Source organism: Pseudomonas sp. GW821-FHT09E04 (assembly GCF_059416185.1).
The window spans coordinates 844,647-865,649 of the sequence record NZ_JBWKOR010000003.1 but is presented as its reverse complement, the minus strand read 5'-3'; the positions used below and the strand labels follow the sequence as shown (position 1 = coordinate 865,649).

The window sequence follows — 21,003 nt, the reverse complement described above, 5'->3', positions numbered from 1 at the left end:
TTCAACGTCAGCAAAGTCATCAGGCTACCTCACACAGGGCCGTCGGATCGATGGAAAGTGCCAGGCGCTGACCGTCGGGGTGCAGGTCCGCCGCCGAACGGTTGAGGACATCCACCACCAATTCCACCCCCCGGGCTTCGATGCGATAACGGATCACGTTGCCCAGCAGACTGTGGCTGCGAATCTGCGCATCGAGTTCGCCGTTCAGGCTCAGCTCGATGGCCTCCGGGCGAATGGCGATGCGATGGTTGATCGGCCGCTGCAACAGCTTCGAGGCACTGTCGGCGTCCAGCAGGTTGTAGTTGCCGATGAAGCCGGCGGCGAACACGTCGACCGGGGCGGTGTAGAGGGTTTCGGCGTCGCCGCTTTGTACGATCTTTCCCTGATTCATCAGGAAAATCCGGTCAGACATGGTCAGGGCTTCTTCCTGATCGTGTGTGACGAAAATCGTGGTCAGGCCGAGTTCGCGCTGGATCTGACGGATCTGCTCGCGCAGGTGTTTGCGAATCCGTGCATCGAGGGCCGACAGCGGCTCATCCAGCAGCAACAGACGCGGACGGGTGACCAGAGAGCGGGCGAGGGCGACACGCTGGCACTGACCGCCGGAGAGCTGGTGCGGATAACGGCTGGCGAAATCGTTGAGTTCAACCAGTTTCAACACTTCGGCGACGCGCTTGTGGCTGTCGTCGGCATTGACCTTCTGCATGCGCAGGCCGAAGGCGACGTTCTGCTCCACGGTCATGTTGGGAAACAGTGCGTAGCTCTGGAACACCATGCCGATGCCGCGTTTCTGTGGCGTCAGCGGCACGATGTCGACGCCGTCGAGCAGAATCTTGCCGCCATCCACCGGCGTCAGGCCGGCGATGCAGCGCAGCAGGGTGGATTTGCCGCAACCGGACGGGCCGAGCAGGGTGACGAATTCACCCTTCTGGATTTCGCAGTTGATGTCGCTGAATACGGTTGTACCCGCGTAGTTCTTTTGAAGATGTTGGACGCTGACATAGCTCATTCGCTTTTGTCCTTGTTCAAGATGTTGGCGACCCAGGTCAGGACCAGCACGAAAAAGAAGTAGGAGATCACCAGCGCACTGGTGAAGTGGCCGCTGCTGTTGCGCATGTTGTTGAGGTAGACCTGCAGGGTTTCGTAGCGGGTGCCGACCAGGATGTTGGCGAACACGAACTCACCGAACAGGAACGAGAACGACAGCAGCAACGCCACCATCAAACCCTTGCGCAGGTTCGGCAGCACCACCAGGAAGGCTGCCTGAAAGGTGCTGGCGCCAAGCAATTGGGCGGCGTCCATCAGGTCGCGCAGATTGATCGCTTGCAGGTTGTTGGTGATCGCCCGGTACATGAACGGCAGCGCCACGGTGAAGTAGCAACCGATCAGGATCCACGGCGTGCCGACCATCGCGAACGGTCCGGAACCATAGAGCTGCAGCAGCCCCACCGACGACACCACCGGCGGCACCGCGAAGGGCAGCAGGATCAGGATGTTCATCAGCGCATCGAGTTTCGGGAAGTGGTAATGCACCACGAACAGCAGCGGCAGGATCAGCACCACCGACAGGATCAGCGCGCCGACGCACACCAGCAATGACTGGCCGAAGGCGTGCAGAAAGCGCGGATCACTCCACAACTGGATGTACCACTTGAAGGTGAAACCGCTGGGCAGGATAGTGGCCGACCAACTGCTGGCGATCGAGTAGACCAGCGTGCCCACCAGCGGCAGCAGCAGGATGGCGAACAGCAGGTACACCACGACGCGGTGGTAGACGCCGGCCGGGCCGGATTCAGCGCGAGACATGGTAGCTCCTCTTCAACAGCAGTTGATGCACGACGGTCACCAGAGTCATCAGCGCCACGAGCACCACGGCCAGGGCACTGGCCAGGTTCGGATCGAGGGAAATGTCGCCGGAGACCATCGCGGCAATGCGGATCGGCAGCACGTTGAAGTTGCCGGTGGTCAGCGCATACACCGTGGCGTAGGCGCCGAGGGCGTTGGCCAGCAGGATCACGAAGGTGCCGAGCAGGGCCGGGGTCAACACCGGCAGGCCGATGTGGCGCCAGAACTGCCAGCCGTCAGCACCCAGCAGTGCGGCGGATTCACGCCAGTCTTCGCGTAATGCGTCGAATGCCGGGTACAGCAGCAACACGCCGAGGGGAATCTGGAAGTAGGTGTAGAGGATGATCAGCCCGGTTTTCGAATACAGGTTGAAATCCTGAATGATCCCGGCCTGTTTCAGCATGATTGTGATGCTGCCGTTGAAGCCGAGCAGGATGATGAACGCGAACGCCAGAGGCACGCCGGCGAAGTTGCTGGTCATGTTGGCGAAGGCGTTGACGAAGTTGCGCAGCTTCGAATCGACCCGACGCAGGGAGTAGGCACCCAGCACCGCGATGATGATCCCGAACACACTCGACCAGAAACTGATTTCGAGGCTGTACTGGATCGCCTGCAGATAGAACTTCGAATTGAAGATCTTGCTGAAGTTGGCAAAACCCCAACCGAACTCTTCCGATTGCAGGCTGTTGATCATCACCCAGACCAGCGGGGCGATTTCGAACACGATAAAGAACAGGGCGAAGGGCACCAGGCACAGGGCGGCCAGCCATTTGCCGCGAGTCATTGAGTTCACTTGAGCAACTCCCGGCACACAGGTTTGTCGTGAGGTACGCCGAGCAGCTCGCAGACGGTGCCGCAGATGTCGGTCTGCTTGGGCGTGGCGTCGGCGTTCAGGCTGAAGGCATCACCGAGCACAAACAGCGGCACCTGGCGTTCTTCCGGCAACAGGCCGTTGTGCGAGCGGTCGTTGTTCATGCCGTGGTCGGCGGTCACCAGCACTTGATAACCGGCGTCGAGCCAGCCTTGCAGGTAGTCGGCAAGGATGATGTCTGCGCTGCGCGCGCTGTTGCGGTATTGCGGGGTGTCGAGGCCGTGCTTGTGGCCGGCGTCGTCGATGTTCATCGGATGGATCAGCAGAAAGTCCGGGGCGTGGCGCAGACGCAGGTTTTCGGCGTCGGCGAACAGGTGCGAGTCCGGATAGTGATCGTTCCAGTAGAAGTGGCCGTGCTGGATCGGTAGCGCCGGGTCATCGGTGTGACGATCCCTGGCGGCCACGAACGGCGAGCGGTTGTAGAGCTCGCTGACCCAGTGGTACGCCGCGGCGGCGGTTTTCAGACCGGCATCGCGGGCGTAGTGATAGATGCTGCGCTGATTGGACAGGCGCGAGACGTTGTTGTGGACAATGCCGCTGTCGATGGGCGGCACGCCCGTGAGGATGCATTCGTAAAGCGGTCGGGACAGGGCCGGCAGCTCGCACTCCAACTGGTAGAGCGCGGCGCGTCCTGCGCCAACGTAAGCCTGCAGATGCCCCATGGCGTGACGCGCGACTTCGTAATTGAGGCCGTCGAGCACGACAAGGATGACGTTGTGCTTCATAGGGGCAAAAACTCCGCGAAACAGATCAGATTTTGAATTCAACGCAGATTCCCCTGTGGGAGCGAACTCGCTCCCACAGGGGACCTTCAGTAACCCCGAAAACGGGATCTACAGCATCACTTCATTTCTACGATGACTTCTTCGTTCCACTTCTGCGGCAGAGCCTTGGAGGTTTTCTCCCACGCATCGGCGTCCTTGATCGGCGTGACCTTCTTGTACTGCTCGTTTGGCAGCAGTTTGGCTTTCACGTCTTCAGGAAGCGTCAGGTGCTCGGCGCGGATCGGACGGGCGTTGCCGCGGGCGAGGTTGGTCTGGCCGGCGTCGCTGAAGATGTATTCACGGGTCAGCTTGGCGGCGTTCGGGTTCTTCGCGTATTTGTTGATGATGGTGGTGTAGCCGGAAATCACCGAGCCGTCGGACGGGATCAGCACCACGTAGTCATCCGGGTTGGCCATCTTGGCCTTGTAGCTCAGGCCGTTGAAGTCCCAGACCACGCCGACTTCGATCTCGCCTTTTTCCATGGTGGCGATGGTCGGGTTGGCCATCGACAGGCGACCCTGCTTGGCGATGTCTGCGAACAGCAGCAGGGCAGGCTGGATGTTTTTCTCGTCGCCGCCGTTGGCCAGCGCAGCAGCGAGTACGCCGTTGGCAGCTTGTGCGGCGGTGCTCACGTCACCGATGGAAACCTTGTATTTGCCGCCCTTGAGGTCAGCCCATTTGGTCGGTACTTCGGAGCCGTGCAGCAGCTTCTTGTTGACGATGAAGGCGATGGTACCGGTGTAGGCCAGTGCCCAGTTGCCGTCCTTGTCCTTGGCCCATGCAGGCACTTGATCCCAGGTGGTCGGCTTGTAGGGTTGCACCACACCTTGTTTGACCGCGATCGGACCGAAGGCCGCGCCGACGTCGCCGATGTCGGCGGTGGCGTTGTCTTTCTCGGCGGCGAACTTGGCGATTTCCTGGGCCGAGCTCATGTCGGTGTCGATGTGTTTCAGGCCGTAGGTCTTGGCCAGGTCTTCCCAGGTGCCTTTCCAGTTGGCCCAGTCATCGGGCATGCCGACGCTGTTGACGGCGCCTTCCGCTTTCGCAGCGGCTTCGAGGGTTTTCAGATCATCAGCCGCCATGGCGGCGGTGCACATGGCAATGGTCGAGCCTAACAGTGTTGCCAGGAAAAGCTGTTTCATTCCGAAGCTCCTTGGTCGTGTTCAACGCTGCGATTGCGGTTTGTGTTGGTCTAGGTCAGCAATACCTGAGCCAATGTAGGGGGGCTGGATGACACTTTGATGTCGGCGGATACCCGGCCCGGCTTTTATTTCTCCGGTATCGACGGCTGCCGGGTAAGCGTAGACCACCCTCAAAGTCCCGGTGGGCAAGGGACTTGGCCGATGTATTGCAAGTTGTCAGGACGACCGTTCGGTAGTTTTGTCATCTCTCGGTCATCTGCACTGCCTAGGCTTGCAGCACGACCGAACGGCGCAATAGTCGTGCGGTTTTGCCCCGAAACAGTGCTGGTCTAGTCCAGATAGGTAACGTTGATGCGCGATGAGGCAACAAAAGCGGTGACAGCCATTGGCCAGATCCTTCAGGAGCAACTCGACCACGGCCTTCTCGCGGCGGGGAGCAAGTTGCCGGCCGAGCGCAAGCTCAGCGAGTTGTTCGGCACGACCCGGATTACGGTACGGGAAGCCTTGTTGCAACTGGAGGCGCAAGGGCAGATTTATCGCGAGGAGCGTCGGGGCTGGTTCGTGTCGCCGCCGCGCCTGGCCTATAACCTGATGCAGCGCAGTCACTTTCACGCGATGGTCAGTGCGCAGGGGCGGGTGCCGTCGACCGAGGTGATTTCGGCGCGGCTGCAACCGGCGTCAGCGGCGGTGTGTGCGTGGTTGCAGTTGCCGGCGTTGTCGAGCGTGATTCAGATTTGCCGGTCGCGGCGGATCGATGGGCGGTTGGTGTTGTATGTGGAGCATTATTTGAATCCGCAGTTTTTTCCGGGGATTCTGGAGTTTGATCTGAATCAGTCGATTACCGAGCTGTATGCGCGGCATTACGATTTGCACTATGGGCGGGTGCGGTTCGAGATTGTGCCTACGTCTTTATCGGTCGATGCGGCGGCGGCGTTGAGGGTGTCGGTGGGGAGTCCGGGGTTACGGATTGCTCGGGTCAATTATGATCAGTTTGGGCGGTTGATTGATTGTGATCTGGAGTTTTGGCGGCATGATGCGATTCACGTCGGTGTTGATGTGGTTTGATTTTTTTGGGTGAATATCCGTTGCTTCGGTAACGGCTTCTTATGGTTTCGCCCTTACGGCGAGTCACTTTTTTCAAACGCCAAAAAAGTAACCAAAAACGCTGGGCCCCGGCGTTCGGCACCTCGCTTTGGCTCGGTGTTCCTTCGTTACGGGATTCATCCGGGGGCATCGCCTACGGTTTGCTTCGCTGCACCTCCTCTCGATGCATGCGGCTTCGCCGCACGGTCGCTGCGCTCCCCCCCCCGGATAAATCCCTCCACTCAGCCTGCCGATGGGGCCGGCACGTCAAAAGCTTTTCTCGAGCTAACGCTCATCGTTTTGAGTGGTGAGGGGCTGGTTTATTCCTGTGTTTGGCCGCCGCCTGCTGTGATCACCTGCACATTCATCCTCGGCGTCGCCAGGTCCAGCCCCGCCTCATCCAGATGCCTTTTTAGCGACAAATTGAACGCCCGTGAAACTTCCCACTGTTTGATCGGTGCGGTTTTGAACCGGGCGCGCAATATCGCATTACCCGATTCAAAACTTTCCACCCCCTGAATTTCCAGTGGCGACCAGATGTTGCGGCGTTGCAATGGGTCGGTGCGCATTTTCTGGCCGACTTCGCGCATCAGTTTGATGGCTTCGTCGATGTTCATGTTGAAGGGCACCGCCACGCGGAAGATCGCGTAGCCGAATTCCCGGGAGTAGTTCTTGATGCTTTTGATTTCGCTGAACGGGATGGTGTGGACGATGCCGTCGATGTCCCGCAGGCGTACGGTGCGGATGGTCAGACCTTCGACGGTGCCGAGGTGGCCGCCGACATCGACGTAGTCGTCGATGGCCAGGGAGTCTTCGATGATGATGAACAGGCCGGTGATCAGGTCGGCCACCAGCGACTGGGCGCCGAAGCCGATCGCCAGGCCGATCACGCCGGCACCGGCCAGCAGTGGCGTGACGTTCATGCCCATGTTCGCCAAGGCGACGATCAGGGCGATGATGAAGATCGCCACGAACAGCACGTTGCGGATCAGCGGCATCATGGTTTGTGCGCGGGCGTTGGCCAGGCCTTTGCGTGAGCGGGTGAGGGCGTGGTGGACGGCGGTGTCGCTGAGGATCCAGATCAGCCAGGCGAAGATCAATGTGCCGATCAGGCTGAACAGTTTGACGCTGACGTCGTGGCCTTCGCCTTCGGTGAAGCCGATCAGCGACATGCCCCAGACCCGCAGGCCGAGTTCGATGAACGCCAGCCACACCAGCAAATGGGCGAGGGTGTAGAAGAAGCTTTTCAGGCGTTCGGAATAGAAGGCGTGGCGTTTCGGGCCGCGTTGGGGTTTGAGGGCGTGGCGGCGGACGAGGCCGTTGATCACCATGCACAACACCAGCAGCACGGTGCAGATCAGTGACTGGCGCAAGGCGGTGCTGGTGTCGCCGGCGGAGACGAAGGTGGCGAACAGGGAAATCCCCACCAGCACCAGCGCCGGCACGTACCAGAAGGTGCCGAGAATTTCGATGGTGTCGCTGAGGGCGCGGCGGGTCAGGCGGCGGGACAGCGGCTGGTTGCGGATCAGGTGAGCGATCGGGCGGCGGAAGCGCAGGATGAACAGGCCGGTCGACAGGGCCGCGAGCACATTGGCGACGGTGGCGGCGGTGTGCGCCAGGTGCACGCCGAGGCCGGCCACCAGTCGCGGGTCGTTCAGGGCTTCGCCGAACGCGGCGAAGCTGCCGATCAGCCACAGAGGGCGAAAGGCCTGATGGCGCAGGATGTACAGCGCGCGATGGCGGTGCGGGCCGTCGAGTACGGAGAAGGCAATCACGCAGATCGCCGAGAAACAGGTGCCGACCACCAGCGCGTAGGCCAGAACCATCGCCAGGCTTTTGCCCAGCGACGACGGCAGCGCGTAGCTCATGTAAACCGTGATGGCCAGGGCAATCATCCATGGCCCGAGCTTGCGCAGGGCGAAGCGCAGCATGTCGAGGGCCCGGGGGTTTTGCGGCAGCTCTTCGGTCAGGCCGAAGCGCATGCGCACCCGGTGGCCAAGCCAGATCAGTGCGGCGGCGAGCAGGCTCCAGACGGCGAGAATCACGGCGAAGGCGAAGATGATCGGCAGCCATTCGCTGGCCGGCAGCATCAGGTCAGACAGTTCGTCTTTGGCCAGATCGAATTCGGCGGACCAGCGATTGAGCGGGCTGTCGCTGCCGGTAAATTGCTTTTCGAAGGTGGCGAGGGTGCCGCCAATCAGGCCCAGCACACCTTCTTCCGGGGTGGCCTGGGCTTTTTTCGTGGCGTCGCGCAGTTTCTTCAGGTCGCTCAGCAACTGGGCGCGTTGCTTGTCGTTTTCCAGCGACTTGATGACTTCGTCAAGGGACTGGCCGAGGGGTTCCTGGGCCTCGGGTTGCGCCTTGTTCGATCCACTGAGCAGGCCGGGCAGGCTCACCGCGTGGGCAGGCGCCAACGGCAGCAGCGTCATCAGGCAGATGAGGAACAGGCAGGGCAGGGCAGAAAGACGAGCGAACACTAGGCGGTCAACCTCGCAAGGGGCGGATCGGGCGAGTGTACGAGCCCGTCAAAATCAATGCGAGCCGAGCGCGGATTTATTCGTTGAGTTTGGCGAGGATCTTGTAGACCACGGTGGCCAGGATCAACAGCATGCCGACCCACATGGCGAACACTCCGGCATTCTTGTCGCGGAAGTTGAAGCCGATCGCCAGCAGAATCATTCCGCACAGTATCGGAATGAGCATGGCGTGGAACGCAGACATCGAGATCATGGCGACAGCCTTGTCGTAGGGGATGATTTAAGTCTAGGTGGAATTTTGCCGACCGGTGGTGATGTGTATCACAGTCACTGCGCAGTCGCCGTGGCGAGGGAGCAAGCACCCTCGCCACAGAACCGGTTACGGCAATTCGCGGCTGGCGTAGAACGCGCTCAGCACTTTGACCAGGTGGGCCAGGTCATGGCTGCCGCACAGTTCGCGGATCGAGTGCATGGCGAACGTCGGCAGGCCGATGTCGACCGTGCGCACGCCCAGGTGGCTGGCGGTGATCGGGCCGATGGTCGAACCGCAACCCATGTCGCTGCGTACCACGAAGCTTTGCACCGGGACTTCTTCGGCCATGCACAGATGACGGAAGAACCCGGCGGTTTCACTGTTGGTGGCGTAGCGCTGGTTGCTGTTGACCTTGATCACCGGGCCGGCGTTGAGTTTCGGGCCGTGGTTGGCGTCGTGCTTCTCGGCGTAGTTCGGGTGCACGCCGTGGGCGTTGTCGGCCGAAACCAGCAGGGATTTCTGAATGGTGCGTACGAATTCGTCACCTTCCGGCAGCAGGCGACGCAGGGTCTGTTCCAGCATCGGGCCGTCAGCGCCGCACGCCGAGCAGGAGCCGACTTCTTCGTGGTCGTTGCACACCAGCACGCAGGTTTCTTCGGTGTCGGCGGTCAGCAGGGCTTGCAGGCCGGCGTAGCACGACAGCAAGTTGTCGAGGCGGGCGCCGGCGATGAAGTCACCGTTCAGGCCGATGACGGCGGCGCTTTGGGTGTCGTAGAAGCTCAGCTCGTAATCGAGCACCACGTCGGCATTGAGGCCGTGCTCGCGGGCCAGTTGATCGGTGAGGACTGCGCGGAAGTCCACACGCTCGTCACCGGCGAACTGCGCGAGAATCGGCGGCAGTTCGGTCTGGGCATTGATCGCCCAGCCCTGATTGGCTTCGCGATTGAGGTGGATGGCCAGGTTGGGAATGATCGCGATCGGGGCCTTGAAGTCGATCAACTGACTCTCGACCTTGCCGTCGCGGCGGAAGGTGACGCGGCCGGCCAGCGACAGATCACGGTCGAACCACGGTGCCAGTAGCGCGCCGCCGTAGACTTCGACGCCCAGCTGCCAGAAACCCTGGCGCTGCAATTCAGGTTGCGGCTTGACTCGCAGGCACGGGCTGTCGGTATGGGCGCCGACCAGGCGGATGCCGTCGTGCAGCGGAGAGTTGCGGCCCATCTTGATCGCGACGATCGAGGAGTCGTTACGGGTGACGTAGTAACGGCCATTGGCTTCGGTGTGCCAGGTCTCGCGCTCGTCGAGGCGCACATAACCGGCGGCCTCCAGGCGTTGAACAAGGCTGGCGGTGGCGTGAAACGGGGTAGGGGAGGCCTTGAGGAAGTCGATCAGGCCTTGGTTCAACTCTTCGCGCATAAGAAGCTCCAGACAGCAATGGGCGGGAGTTTAACGCATGCCGGTGCGCAGGCCACAATCGAAATCGAATGTAAAAGGAGATCCACTGCGGGGGCAGGCTCCCGCAGTGGACAGTGTGGGTCAGCGGGCGGCGGTCACGCGTTTTTTCAGGTAGTTCATGATGATTTTTTCATCTTCAGGCCGCTCCGGGCGCGGCAGTTGTTGCGGCCATCGGCTCTGGCTCAGGAGCTTTTTCTGACGGCTCTCGTCCCAACGAAGAATCTCCCGCGAGGCACATTCCCACCATTCATGGCGACAGGCGCTGTAGTACGGATGATCCGGCGCGGCGCTGCCGTACAACAGGTCACGGCCGACCTTGCGCATCGTGCCGCTCTGGTTGCGCAGCTTCCATTTGATTTTCAGGCGCTGCCAGGCGGACGGAAACGGCTTGACCCTCGGGACGTCTTTGCACAGATCCACCAGGCGCTGGCTGAACTTCTCGCCGTGCTGGGAGAAGAAGAACGCCTGCATCGCATGGAAGAAACGCTTTTCCGCGAAGTAGTGATAGATGTACTTGCGCGCCTCGACCACCGGCCGCTTGCGCAGGGCGAACGACAGAGCGATCTGTTCGATGGTATGGATCTCGAAGCCGTCGGCCGTCCATTCGTCGATCAGACGGATCGACTCTTCGAACAATTTCCCGTCGCTGTCGGTTACGCCGCACAGCCCGCTGTTGTAGAGCTTGAAGCCGTTGTCCGGGGTGACGCCGTGGGCGCTGAGGTCGCGACCGAGCTTCAGGTAGTCGTCGCGCTCGAAGACGTCTTTCCAGTCGTATTCGAAACGATCCATCACTGATTGCCCGGGGGTTATGTGCTGGAACAGCCGATTCGGGTCACTGGTGAACAGGGTGTCGGTGTCGACGAACAAGGTTTTTTCGGCCAGTTGCAGGCCGGCGGCAATCGCGCAAGCCTTGCGTCGGTGGTGATAGCCGTTTTCGCCTTGCCAGCGGGTCAGGGTCGGCTCGTCGAGCAGCACGGTGTCGACCGGCCAGCCTTCGTAGTCCTGCGGCCGGTCAGTGAGAATCCTGATCGCCGGACGTTTGCCGGTCTTGGCCTGAGACAGGGCGGTCAGGATGCTGAACTTGGCTTCGCGCCGATAAACATCCTGGTTGCCGTAAATCAGGTAGAGCAGTTGATGACGGGTCTTCTTGACGGGTGTTGCCAGGGAATCAGTACAACTCATCCGGAACAAAATCCTTTAAAACAGGCGGCTGCCGGTCAGGCAGTGCTTAAAACGGAGCCGGGCATTCGAAGCGCAAGCGCTCGCCGGACTGTGGGTGGGTAAAGCTGAGCATGCTCGCGTGCAGGCACAGGCGCGGCCAGGCGGCGAGGGCTTGCTCATGAGCATAGAGCCCGTCACCGAGCAGCGGGTGACCGATGGACAGCATGTGCACGCGCAACTGGTGCGAGCGGCCAGTGATCGGCGTCAGTTCGACGCGGCACCAGTCGCCGCAACGTTCCAGTACGCGCCAGAAGGTCAGGGCGTGTTTGCCGAATTCGTGGTCGACCACGTGGCGTGGTTTGGTTGGCGGGTCGTAGCGCAGGGGCAGGTCGATGCTGCCGCTGTCCAGTTCCGGCTGACCCCAGCACAGGGCGGTGTAGGCTTTTTCGGTTTCGCGGTCATGAAATTGGCGCGACAGTTCGCGGTGGGTGTCCGCGTCGCGAGCCAGCAGAATGATGCCGGAGGTTTCCCAGTCCAGACGATGGACGATACGCGCTTCCGGGTAGCCGTTTTCCTGCAGGCGAGTGATCAGGCAGTCCTTGTTGTCGTCGGCCCGGCCGGGCACCGAGAGCAACAGGGTCGGTTTGTTCACCACCAGAACGGCGGCGTCCTGATGGATGATGTGGATGTTGGACAGCGGCATTAAAACAGCCTCGTAACAAATGCCAACGGCGGCTCAGGGCCCCTCCGGTGTCGGAAGGGCCCTGAGCCGCCGTCGTTCCTGCCGGATCGACTCAGCGATCTGGCAGGGTGATGTTGAGTTCCAGAATCGAGCAACTGCCCTGGCTCTCCAGTGCAACATGTACGTCGTCGTTGCCGATATTGACGTACTTGCGGATCACGTCCACCAGTTCCTTCTGCAAGGCTGGCAGGTAATCCGGCGTGCTGCGCTGGCCGCGCTCATGCGCCACGATGATCTGTAGACGCTCTTTCGCTACCGAGGCAGTGCTTGGCTTTTTGTTGGCACGAAAGAAGTCAAAAAGGTTCATTACCTACCTCCAAACAGGCGCTCGAAGAATCCCTTCTTCTCGACATCGAGGAACCGGTGTGCTTTGTCTTTGCCCAGCAGGCGGTCGACGGTGTCGCTGTAGGCCTGGCCGGCATCGCTCTGGTCGTCGAGGATGACCGGGACGCCCTGGTTGGAAGCCTTGAGCACCGCCTGGGATTCCGGGATCACGCCCAGCAGGGTCACCGAGAGGATTTCCTTGACGTCTTCGACGCCGAGCATTTCGCCCTTTTCAACGCGCTCCGGGTGGTAGCGGGTGATCAGCAGGTGTTCCTTGATCGGGTCTTCGCCACGTTCGGCGCGACGGGACTTGCTGGCCAGCAGGCCGAGCATGCGGTCCGAGTCACGTACCGAGGAGACTTCCGGGTTGGTCACGACGATCGCTTCGTCAGCGAAGTACATGGCCAGGTGGGCGCCTTTCTCGATGCCTGCCGGGGAGTCGCAGACCACGAACTCGAATTGTTCCTTGAGCTCCATCAGGACTTTTTCCACGCCTTCGACGGTCAGCGCGTCTTTGTCGCGGGTCTGGCTGGCGGCCAGCACATAGAGGTTTTCCAGGCGCTTGTCTTTGATCAGGGCCTGTTGCAGGTTGGCTTCGCCGTTCACGACGTTGACGAAGTCATACACCACGCGGCGCTCGCAACCCATGATCAGGTCAAGGTTACGCAAGCCCACGTCGAAGTCGACGATCACTGTTTTGTGGCCGCGCAGAGCGAGGCCGGTACCGATAGCGGCGCTGGTGGTGGTCTTACCCACACCACCCTTGCCGGATGTAACCACGAGAATCTTGGCCAAGGTGTTTCACCCCTAAGGAAGAAGGACTGTTCAGCCCCTGAAAAACATCTCTTGAAAACTACTGCAGTCGGACAGCCTTGGCTGGAATTTGGCTTTTGGCCTTTTTCCTACTTCGTTTGAGCCGTTTTCGCTACGTTTTAGAGATGCTTGGAAAATGCGGCAGTATCCGTTAAAGCCGAATGATGTTCAACACGTCGCCCGATAGGCTGACCTGTACACCCGAACCCCACATCGGATCGCGACGCAGGTCTTCGGAAACCTTGTAATGGCCTGCGATGGAGATCAGTTCAGCGCTCAATTGCTGACAGAAAATCCGCGCCTTGGTGTCGCCCTTGACCCCGGCCAGCGCACGACCGCGCATCGGGCCGTATACATGGATGTTGCCATCGGCGAGAAGTTCCGCCCCCGGGCTGACCGAGGAAACCACCACCAGATCGCCACCCTGGGCGTAGATCTGTTGGCCACCACGTACTGGCGTGGTGATGACGCGGGTCTGTTTGACGGTCGGCTCAGGCGGTTTTTCCGGCTTCTTCGGTGCGACGGGTTCAGCGGTTTCCAGCGGTCGCTCGCGGGCGCCGGACGGCGGCAGTACCGGAATGTCGATGGCGATGGCGGCGGCGATGTCTTCGATGCGGCTGGCGCGGATCGCCAGGGTGCGCAGACCGTGCTGGCGGCACACGCGCATCAGGCCCGGCAGGTCGACGGCGCCTTCGCTCGGCGGCAACTTGTCCAGCGCCAGAACCAGCGGCGCGTTGCTGAAGAAATTCGGTGCCTGGGCGACTTTGGCGGCCAATTGCCGATCGAGGCTGTCCAGGTCGTTGCGGGACAGTTCCAGCACCGTAATGGCGAGCATGCTGCCCTTCAGCTGGAACACGGGATCTTGGTCTGGCGATTCGGTTTGGCTCATGTCGGCATACAACGGCTTGTCACTAAAAGTGCCGAGACTTATAACGAGAACGCCCGCCAGCCGCAAGCCGGGTCGAACGATGTAGAATGCGCGGCCACTGTATTTACGGAAGCTTTAATGGATCGCCCGCGTTTTCGAAAAGCATTTCTTGCTCCACGCTTCTGGCCGCTCTGGTGCGGCCTGGGGCTGTTGTGGCTGATCGTGCAGCTGCCGTATCCGGCATTGCTGGCCATCGGTCGCTTTCTCGGTGCCTTGATGTATCGCTTCGCCGGCGACCGGCGGCGCATCGCCAAGCGCAATCTGGAACTGTGTTTCCCGGAAAAATCCGCTGCCGAGCGCAAACGCCTGCTCAAGGAAAACTTTGCCTCCACCGGCATCGCCTTCTTTGAAATGGCGATGAGCTGGTGGTGGTCGCGTCAGCGACTGGCGAAACTGGCTCACGTCGAAGGCCTGGAGCACCTGCAACAGGCCCAGCGCGAAGGCAAGGGCGTGATTCTGATGGCGGTGCATTTCACCACCCTGGAAATCGGCGCGGCGCTGCTCGGCCAGCAGCACACCATCGACGGCATGTACCGCGAGCACAAGAACCCATTGTTCGACTTTATCCAGCGTCAGGGCCGCGAGCGGCACAATCTTGATTCGCTGGCGGTGGAGCGTGACGACGTGCGCGGGATGCTCAAGCTGCTGCGTTCCGGGCGCGCGATCTGGTACGCACCGGATCAGGATTACGGCGCCAAGCAAAGCATCTTCGTGCCGTTGTTCGGCATTCAGGCCGCGACCGTGACGGCCACCAGCAAGTTCGCCCGGTTGGGCAAGGCACTGGTGGTGCCGTTCACTCAGGAGCGTCTGGCCGACGGTAGCGGCTATCGTCTGGTGATCCATCCGCCGCTGGAAGGTTTCCCGGGCGAGACTGAAGAAGCCGACTGCATCCGTATCAACCAGTGGGTCGAAGGCGTGTTGCGCGATTGCCCCGAGCAGTACCTGTGGGCGCATCGTCGCTTCAAGAGCCGTCCGCCGGGCGAGCCGAAGCTGTACGCCAAACGTCGTTGATCCACCCAATCCCATAAGCACCACGGAGCGTTGCGATGAGCCCAGCTGAACCGGTCACAGGTTTGATTCTTTCCGGCGGCGGGGCTCGGGCGGCGTATCAGGTGGGGGTGCTGGCGGCGATTGCCGAACTGCTGCCGCTGGGCGCGGACAATCCGTTTCCGGTGATCGTCGGCACCTCGGCCGGGGCGATCAACGCGGTCAGCCTCGCCAGCGGCGCCACGGACTTTCGCGCCGCCATCGAACGCCTGACCCTGTTCTGGCAAGGCTTTCGCAGCCATCGCGTGTTGCGCAGCGACTGGCCAGGGGTGATCCGCCAGGCCAGCCGTTTCGTCAGCCACAGCCTGCTGGGCATGGGCCGGCAATTGCCGGTGGCGCTGCTCAACAGCTCGCCGTTGCGCCATCTGCTCAATGAAAAACTGCACATGCCCGGCATCGCCGAATCCATCGCCCGCAAGCAGTTGCATGCGGTGGCGGTGACTGCATTCGGCTACGAGTCGGGGCAAGCGGTGACCTTCTATCAGGGCGGCGGTAGCATCGATGCCTGGCTGCGCCATCGACGCATTGGCGTACCGACGCAATTGACCGTGGAGCATCTGCTCGCGAGTTCAGCGATCCCGCTGTTGTTCGCGCCGGTGAAAATCGGCGAGGAATTTTTCGGCGATGGCGCGGTGCGGCAATCGGCACCGATCAGTCCGGCCTTGCACCTCGGGGCGAGCCGGGTGCTGGTGGTGGGCGTCAGCGGTAACCCGCGCGGGTTCGACCCGGCACAACCGCTGGAGCGCACTTACACCGGTCAACAGCCGACGCTGGCGCAGATCGGCGGGCACATGCTCAACAGTACGTTCATTGACAGCCTGGAAAGCGATATCGAGCTGCTTCAGCGTCTGAACCAGTTCAGCCACCTGATGCCCGACGGAACGCCAACGCGTGCCTTGGGTGTGGCGCCAGTGGAAGTGCTGGTGATCTCGCCGAGTCAGCCAATCGATGAAATCGCGGCGCGGCATCGTCAGGAATTGCCGGCGGCGTTGCGGCTGTTTTTACGTGGTCCGGGGGCGACCAAAACGAGCGGGGCAGGGGTGTTGAGTTACTTGTTGTTCGAGGCGGGGTATTGCAGTGAATTGATCGACCTGGGGCGGCGCGATGCACTGGCAAAGCGCGATGAGCTGTGCCGGTTTCTCGGAATCGGCGAGGCGGTGGTTCCGGCCTGAAACAGATGGCGCCCTGGCGGGCGCCATCCGCAGCACTATCAGAAGTGGAACTTCACCAGGAAGCTGGTCACGTTCTGATTGGTGGTGAAGGCACGGGTGTCATCGATCCCGTACTTGTCTTTCCAGTAGTCGTATTCAACACCGACGTACAACTGCTTCTCGCCGAAATTCAGCGCCTTGCCCAGGTCGTATTTGACCTGTGGGTTGAAGTGCAGGTTGGCATGGTATTCGCCTTTGCTGTTGACGTCGTTGTCGACCACCCAGTCCATGTAGCCGTCGATCAGCACGTTCGAATTGCCGACCGGAATGGTGTAGGACCAGACTGGGGTGATCTGCCAGACGTTGTCACCCGGACGCGAACCTTCGGTGTGACGCTGGTAGAAGTTCAGCTGGAAGTAATCGAAGCCCGGAATCGCCAGGTCGAAGCCTGGACCGATCAGGTAAGACTCGACGTCGCCTTCACCGAACTCGTAAGTCATCGCCAGCAGCACGTCTTTGATCGGTCCGAATTCGATCTTCTGGTCGAGGATCTTGCCGAGCGACAGGCGTGGGCTGAATTCACCGTAATAGGTGTTGTTGCCGACGCCGCCGTCTGGCTTGCCGTTGTAGAAGATCTTGTCGATGAACAGGAAGTTGTCCCCATACTTCCATGCATCGGCGTGCTCGAAGGTGACCGTCTGCTGGATGGCCGGGTTGACCTTGAAGTCCTTGCCGTAAAGGTAGGTCAAGCTGTTGTTCTGCCATTGCAGCAGGCCGTCGGCCATGGCCTGACCCCCGGCCAGCATGGTTCCCGCAAGCATCAGGCTGGTGCTCATACGTTTCATTCGGTTGCTCCCAAAGTAGGTGTTCCACGTTTATTTTTTTGAGTCGGCGCTCTGGTGTGGCGCCTTTTTTCGTTGCTGCAAAAATCATCCATCCGGTCAGCTTTCATGCTGTTAGCAAGAGCTGAGCCAAGGCTTTTCGAAAAGCAAAAAAACGCCCGTCGGCTGCTGAAAAACAGTCGACTGAGCGTGTTTTCGGGATGCCTCGGTACTGACCGGGGCCGGGATAAGTTGGCCCGTTGGTCAGGAATTAAATCCGGGCTTTTTTTTAGACCGAATTCAGAAGGCCGCGGAGAATACTGACTCAACGGCCAGGTCTCAAGTGCCCCGCAACAGAGCACCGACGACAGGTAGGGGGCACGGTTGCGGGTCATCTTAGAAGTGCACCTTCACCAGCAGGCTGGCGGTGTTCTGATTGGTGTCGAGGTTGTGGCTGCTTTCGACCCCGTATTTGTTCTTCCAGTAGCTGTATTCGGTGCCGACATACAGCTGCTTCTGGCTCCAGCCGAGGGCTTTGCCCAGGTCGTATTTGATCTGCGGATTGATGTGCAGGTTGGCGTGATAGGTGCCGCGCGAGTTTTCGTCGTTGTCGACGACCCAGTCGAGGTAGCCATCGATCAGCACGTCGGAATTTCCCACGGGAATGCTGTAGGACCAGCCCGGGGTGATCTGCCAGACGCCATCACCGGGGCGCGGGCCTTCGGTCTGGCGGCGGAAGATGTTCAGGGTGACGTAGTTGAAGCCCGGTACCTTCAGGTCGAAACCTGGGCCGATCAGATAGGCCTCGCTCTCGCCTTCGCCATACTCGTAGGTCATCGCCAGCAGCACGTCCTTGATCGGCCCGAACTCGAGCTTGCGGTCGAAGATCTTGCCGAACGAGAAGCGCGGGGTGAATTCGCCGTAGAAGGTGTGCGGGCCTTTGTTGCGGTCTTCCTGGCCGTTGTAGAAGATCTTGTCGACGAACAGGAAGTTGTCGCCGTACTTCCACTTGTCGGCGTGCTCGAACGTCACCGTCTGCTGGATCGACGGGTTGATCGCGAAGTTCTTGCCGTACAGATAGCTCAGGCTGTTGGTCTGCCACAGCAATAAATCGCCGGCCATGGCCTGTGATGCGGCCAGCAGGCCGCCGCTCAACAACACGTTGGTTTGAGTCCGGATCATCTGTTGCTCCCTCTTGTTTTTATTGTTTGAGGCAAAGCTGTCGCGAGGGGGCTGGCGTTGGCGAGCCCCTCTTTTACTCTTCGGATCAGTGCGGGTGTGCGTGACAGTCGTTGATGGCCGCGCGTTCGGCGCCGCCCAGGATGTTGAACAACAGGTTCAGCGTCAGCGCGCTGAGGGTGGCCATGGCGATCCCGCTGTGGGTGATCGGACTCATCCACAATGGCAAGTGGGCGAAGAATTCCGGGCGCACCACCGGGATCAGGCCCATGCCGATGCTTACCGCTACCAGCAACTGATTGCGCCGGTCGCCGATGTCGGCCTCTTGCAGGATCTTGATACCGGTAGCTGCCACCATGCCGAACATCGCAATCGCTGCGCCACCGAGTACCGCCGGTGGAATCGACGCCACCAGGAACGCGGCTTTCGGCAGAAGGCTGAGGACGATCAGCAAGCCGCCAGCGACGATGGTCACCGAGCGGCAGCGCACGCCGGTCATCTGCACCAGGCCGATGTTCTGCGCGAAGGAGGAGTGGGTGAAGGTGTTGAAGAAACCGGCAACGAACGATGCGCCGGCATCACACAGCAAGCCGCGACGCAGCATGCGTGGGCAGACTTCCTGGCCGGTGATCTTGCCCAGCGCCAGGAACATCCCGGTGGACTCGACGAAGATGATCACCACCACCAGACACATCGACAGGATCGGCGCCAGTTCGAACTTCGGCATGCCGAAATGCAGCGGGGTGACGAATTGAACCCATGGCGCATTGGCCATGCCGCTCAGATCGACCATGCCGATAGCGCCGCAGAGCACGTAGCCCAGGCACATGCCGATCAGCACGGAGATGTTGACCCAGAAACCGCGCATGAAGCGGTGGATCAACAGAATGGTGGCCAGCACCAGTGCGGCGATGGCCAGGTAAATCGGTGAACCGAATTGAGCGGCGCCAGCACCGCCGCCGGCCCAGTTCACGGCCACGGGGAACAACGATAAACCGATCGAGGTGATGACCGTGCCGGTCACGAGAGGAGGGAAGAAGCGTACGACCTTGGACATGAACGGCGCGATGATCATGCCGAAGAACCCGGCGGCGATGGTGGCGCCGAAGATCCCCTGCAGACCGATGCCGGGCATGCCGGCCATGGCGACCATGCTGCCGACGGCGGCGAAACTGGCGCCCATCATCACCGGCATGCGAATGCCCATCGGGCCGATCCCTAAGGACTGCACGATGGTGGCGATGCCGGCGACCAGCAGGTCGGCGTTGATCAGGAAGGCGATTTCTTCACGACTCAGGCCAGCGGCCTGTCCGATGATCAGCGGTACCGCGATGGCGCCGCCGTACATCAGCAGAACATGTTGCAAACCGACGAGGATCAGTTGCAAAAGGGGCAAACGCTGAATGGCGGGTGCGTCGGGGATGCGCGCTTTGGACAGCTCGGACATGCAACACCTCGGATCTTTTTTATTCTTGTGATGAACAGCGGCCGGGTTGCTTGCCGCTGTCCTCTTTGCATCAGGCAGACCGCTTATGCGGCCAATCGCAGGCAAGCCAGCGCCCACAGGATCCGGATGATCCGTGTGGGCGCGAGCCTGCGCGCGAGGTTTTTACGGCTTAGTTGGTCTGGGCTCCCTGGGCGATCCATGCACCGATCAGGTCACGTTCCTGCTGGGTCATCTGCGTGATGTTGCCCAGTGGCATGATCTGCGTGGTGATGGCTTGCGCCTGGATCCGCGCCGCGTTCTGGCGGATCTGCTCGGGGGTGTCGAACATCACACCGGCCGGTGCCGCGCTGAACAGCGGGCTGGTAGGTTTGGCCGAATGGCAGACCGCGCAGCGTTCCTGGATCACGTTGTGCACCTTGTCGAACGCAGGGCCGGCGTTGGACGCCTGAGCCGGAGCGGCGGCCGGTGCAGCAGGTGCGGCCGGTTGTGCCGCTTCAGCCGGTTTCGCGCCACCACCCAGGGCCGTTTCCGGCAGCGGCTGGTACTCGATTTTCGCAGGTGCCTTGGCCACTTCCGGCGCGGTCGGCATCGGCGCAGGGCCGGTGACGTAAGCCAGGGTGATCATGCCTACCGCTGCCACTGGCAGAGTCCAGGCAAACTTGTGGCTGTCGTGACGGGTGTTGAAGTAGTGACGCACCAACACCGCCAACACTGCGATCCCGGCCAGGATCAACCAGTTGTACTGGCTGCCGTAAGTGCTCGGGAAGTGGTTGCTGATCATGATGAACAGCACCGGCAGGGTGAAGTAGTTGTTGTGACGCGAACGCAGCAGGCCTTTGGCCGGCAGGGCCGGATCCGGCGTGCGGTTCTCGGCGATCGCAGCCACCAGTGCGCGTTGCGCCGGCATGATGATGCGGAACACGTTGCCGACCATGATGGTGCCGATGATCGCGCCGACGTGCAGGTACGCACCACGACCGCTGAACACCTTGCTGAAGCCATACGCCGCGCCGATGATCAGCACGAACAGGATGAAGCCGAGCAGGGCAGGTTTCTTGCCGAGGGGCGAATCGCAGAGGAAGTCGTAGATGAACCAGCCGGCGATCAGCGAACCGATGCCGATGGCCACGCCTTCAGGGCCGGTCAGGCCGCTGCCGGGTGCCACGAGGTAGAGCACGGGGTTGGAGTAGAACACCACGCACAGCAGCGCGATCCCCGACATCCAGGTGAAATAGGCTTCCCATTTGAACCAGTGCAGGTTCTCCGGCATCGACGGAGGGGCCAGTTTGTATTTTTCCAGGTGATAGATACCGCCGCCGTGGATCGCCCACAGATCACCGGCAAGACCGGTTTTCGGGTTGACGCGGTTGAGGTTGTTCTCCAGCCAGACGAAGTAGAACGACGCGCCGATCCAGGCCACGCCAGTGATCATGTGAACCCAGCGCACGCTCAGGTTCAGCCATTCCAACAGATGTGCTTCCACAGTCTTTACCTCTCGCC

General features: G+C 60.9%; 20 protein-coding genes. 3 read left to right on the top strand and 17 right to left on the bottom strand.

Translation table 11 applies throughout. The features are described from left to right. Positions 1-19: 19 nt before the first annotated feature. From AC07N4_RS14965 to AC07N4_RS14945, 5 genes are all read right to left on the bottom strand, one after another. Complete coding sequence (locus tag AC07N4_RS14965) at positions 20-1,009, bottom strand: ABC transporter ATP-binding protein (RefSeq protein WP_192560138.1); 990 nt, start codon at positions 1,007-1,009, stop codon at positions 20-22. Next, positions 1,006-1,806, bottom strand: coding sequence for an ABC transporter permease (locus AC07N4_RS14960; protein ID WP_096822924.1), 801 nt, complete (start codon positions 1,804-1,806; stop codon positions 1,006-1,008). The genes AC07N4_RS14965 and AC07N4_RS14960 overlap by 4 nt, the downstream gene beginning before the upstream one ends. After that, a complete protein-coding gene (locus tag AC07N4_RS14955) occupies positions 1,793-2,629 on the bottom strand; it encodes an ABC transporter permease (protein WP_167748736.1) in 837 nt (278 codons plus the stop codon). Before AC07N4_RS14955 ends, AC07N4_RS14960 begins: the two co-directional genes overlap by 14 nt. Before the next feature lie 5 nt (positions 2,630-2,634). Continuing rightward, entirely contained in the window at positions 2,635-3,441 is an 807-nt protein-coding gene (locus AC07N4_RS14950; RefSeq protein WP_102622780.1) for an alkaline phosphatase family protein, read from the bottom strand. A 116-nt stretch (positions 3,442-3,557) separates the two neighbouring features. Then, a complete protein-coding gene (locus tag AC07N4_RS14945) occupies positions 3,558-4,622 on the bottom strand; it encodes an ABC transporter substrate-binding protein (RefSeq protein ID WP_085710620.1) in 1,065 nt (354 codons plus the stop codon). Positions 4,623-4,973: 351 nt separating this feature from the next. Between AC07N4_RS14945 and AC07N4_RS14940 the strand changes: the two genes are divergently transcribed. Further along, complete coding sequence (locus AC07N4_RS14940) at positions 4,974-5,687, top strand: UTRA domain-containing protein (RefSeq protein ID WP_011333178.1); 714 nt, start codon at positions 4,974-4,976, stop codon at positions 5,685-5,687. A gap of 338 nt (positions 5,688-6,025) precedes the next feature. On the opposite strand, the gene AC07N4_RS14935 is transcribed toward AC07N4_RS14940, so the two are convergent. The 8 genes from AC07N4_RS14935 to minC form a co-directional block, all read right to left on the bottom strand. Then, positions 6,026-8,182, bottom strand: a complete 2,157-nt coding sequence (locus tag AC07N4_RS14935; RefSeq protein ID WP_102622514.1) for a mechanosensitive ion channel family protein — start codon at positions 8,180-8,182, stop codon at positions 6,026-6,028. A gap of 76 nt (positions 8,183-8,258) precedes the next feature. Further along, a complete protein-coding gene (locus tag AC07N4_RS14930) occupies positions 8,259-8,435 on the bottom strand; it encodes a hypothetical protein (RefSeq protein ID WP_493066331.1) in 177 nt (58 codons plus the stop codon). Between the two features lie 126 nt (positions 8,436-8,561). Continuing rightward, the gene (locus AC07N4_RS14925; protein ID WP_085710626.1) at positions 8,562-9,851 is read right to left on the bottom strand and encodes a M18 family aminopeptidase; all 1,290 of its coding nucleotides are present in this window, start codon (positions 9,849-9,851) and stop codon (positions 8,562-8,564) included. A gap of 120 nt (positions 9,852-9,971) precedes the next feature. Beyond that, entirely contained in the window at positions 9,972-11,072 is a 1,101-nt protein-coding gene (locus tag AC07N4_RS14920; RefSeq protein WP_493066330.1) for a hypothetical protein, read from the bottom strand. Between the two features lie 46 nt (positions 11,073-11,118). Continuing rightward, positions 11,119-11,754, bottom strand: coding sequence for an RluA family pseudouridine synthase (locus AC07N4_RS14915; protein ID WP_085732336.1), 636 nt, complete (start codon positions 11,752-11,754; stop codon positions 11,119-11,121). 91 nt (positions 11,755-11,845) lie between these two features. Beyond that, the gene (gene minE / locus AC07N4_RS14910) at positions 11,846-12,100 is read right to left on the bottom strand and encodes a cell division topological specificity factor MinE (RefSeq protein WP_003223146.1); all 255 of its coding nucleotides are present in this window, start codon (positions 12,098-12,100) and stop codon (positions 11,846-11,848) included. Further along, entirely contained in the window at positions 12,100-12,912 is an 813-nt protein-coding gene (gene minD, locus AC07N4_RS14905) for a septum site-determining protein MinD (RefSeq protein ID WP_096822931.1), read from the bottom strand. Before minD ends, minE begins: the two co-directional genes overlap by 1 nt. Before the next feature lie 169 nt (positions 12,913-13,081). Next, positions 13,082-13,819, bottom strand: coding sequence for a septum site-determining protein MinC (gene minC / locus AC07N4_RS14900; RefSeq protein ID WP_096822970.1), 738 nt, complete (start codon positions 13,817-13,819; stop codon positions 13,082-13,084). A gap of 117 nt (positions 13,820-13,936) precedes the next feature. On the opposite strand from minC, the gene AC07N4_RS14895 reads away from it, so the two are divergent. Both AC07N4_RS14895 and AC07N4_RS14890 read left to right on the top strand, forming a co-directional pair. Beyond that, positions 13,937-14,869 carry a lipid A biosynthesis lauroyl acyltransferase gene (locus AC07N4_RS14895; protein WP_096822932.1) on the top strand — a complete coding sequence of 311 codons (933 nt, stop codon included), beginning with the start codon at positions 13,937-13,939 and terminating at the stop codon, positions 14,867-14,869. 35 nt (positions 14,870-14,904) lie between these two features. Further along, positions 14,905-16,077, top strand: coding sequence for a patatin-like phospholipase family protein (locus tag AC07N4_RS14890; RefSeq protein WP_102622512.1), 1,173 nt, complete (start codon positions 14,905-14,907; stop codon positions 16,075-16,077). 38 nt (positions 16,078-16,115) lie between these two features. Here the strand turns inward: AC07N4_RS14890 and AC07N4_RS14885 are convergent, their stop codons facing one another. From AC07N4_RS14885 to AC07N4_RS14870, 4 genes are all read right to left on the bottom strand, one after another. Then, positions 16,116-16,901, bottom strand: coding sequence for an outer membrane protein OmpK (locus AC07N4_RS14885; protein WP_096822934.1), 786 nt, complete (start codon positions 16,899-16,901; stop codon positions 16,116-16,118). Positions 16,902-17,273: 372 nt separating this feature from the next. Then, entirely contained in the window at positions 17,274-18,059 is a 786-nt protein-coding gene (locus AC07N4_RS14880) for an outer membrane protein OmpK (RefSeq protein WP_096822935.1), read from the bottom strand. A gap of 85 nt (positions 18,060-18,144) precedes the next feature. Continuing rightward, on the bottom strand, positions 18,145-19,503 hold the full coding sequence (locus AC07N4_RS14875) for a nucleobase:cation symporter-2 family protein (RefSeq protein WP_085608811.1): 1,359 nt from the start codon (positions 19,501-19,503) through the stop codon (positions 18,145-18,147). A 169-nt stretch (positions 19,504-19,672) separates the two neighbouring features. Next, positions 19,673-20,986 carry a urate hydroxylase PuuD gene (locus AC07N4_RS14870; RefSeq protein ID WP_134825964.1) on the bottom strand — a complete coding sequence of 438 codons (1,314 nt, stop codon included), beginning with the start codon at positions 20,984-20,986 and terminating at the stop codon, positions 19,673-19,675. Positions 20,987-21,003: the final 17 nt, after the last annotated feature.

Coding starts and splice junctions, on each gene's coding strand:
- AC07N4_RS14940 (WP_011333178.1), top strand. CDS start 4,974: ATGCGCGATGAGGCAACAAAAGCGGTGACAGCCATTGGCCAGATCCTT.
- AC07N4_RS14915 (WP_085732336.1), bottom strand. CDS start 11,754: ATGCCGCTGTCCAACATCCACATCATCCATCAGGACGCCGCCGTTCTG.
- minC (WP_096822970.1), bottom strand. CDS start 13,819: ATGAGCCAAACCGAATCGCCAGACCAAGATCCCGTGTTCCAGCTGAAG.
- AC07N4_RS14890 (WP_102622512.1), top strand. CDS start 14,905: ATGAGCCCAGCTGAACCGGTCACAGGTTTGATTCTTTCCGGCGGCGGG.
- AC07N4_RS14925 (WP_085710626.1), bottom strand. CDS start 9,851: ATGCGCGAAGAGTTGAACCAAGGCCTGATCGACTTCCTCAAGGCCTCC.
- AC07N4_RS14880 (WP_096822935.1), bottom strand. CDS start 18,059: ATGATCCGGACTCAAACCAACGTGTTGTTGAGCGGCGGCCTGCTGGCC.
- AC07N4_RS14945 (WP_085710620.1), bottom strand. CDS start 4,622: ATGAAACAGCTTTTCCTGGCAACACTGTTAGGCTCGACCATTGCCATG.
- AC07N4_RS14875 (WP_085608811.1), bottom strand. CDS start 19,503: ATGTCCGAGCTGTCCAAAGCGCGCATCCCCGACGCACCCGCCATTCAG.
- AC07N4_RS14955 (WP_167748736.1), bottom strand. CDS start 2,629: ATGACTCGCGGCAAATGGCTGGCCGCCCTGTGCCTGGTGCCCTTCGCC.
- AC07N4_RS14950 (WP_102622780.1), bottom strand. CDS start 3,441: ATGAAGCACAACGTCATCCTTGTCGTGCTCGACGGCCTCAATTACGAA.
- AC07N4_RS14885 (WP_096822934.1), bottom strand. CDS start 16,901: ATGAAACGTATGAGCACCAGCCTGATGCTTGCGGGAACCATGCTGGCC.
- AC07N4_RS14895 (WP_096822932.1), top strand. CDS start 13,937: ATGGATCGCCCGCGTTTTCGAAAAGCATTTCTTGCTCCACGCTTCTGG.
- minE (WP_003223146.1), bottom strand. CDS start 12,100: ATGAACCTTTTTGACTTCTTTCGTGCCAACAAAAAGCCAAGCACTGCC.
- AC07N4_RS14965 (WP_192560138.1), bottom strand. CDS start 1,009: ATGAGCTATGTCAGCGTCCAACATCTTCAAAAGAACTACGCGGGTACA.
- AC07N4_RS14930 (WP_493066331.1), bottom strand. CDS start 8,435: ATGATCTCGATGTCTGCGTTCCACGCCATGCTCATTCCGATACTGTGC.
- AC07N4_RS14960 (WP_096822924.1), bottom strand. CDS start 1,806: ATGTCTCGCGCTGAATCCGGCCCGGCCGGCGTCTACCACCGCGTCGTG.
- AC07N4_RS14920 (WP_493066330.1), bottom strand. CDS start 11,072: ATGAGTTGTACTGATTCCCTGGCAACACCCGTCAAGAAGACCCGTCAT.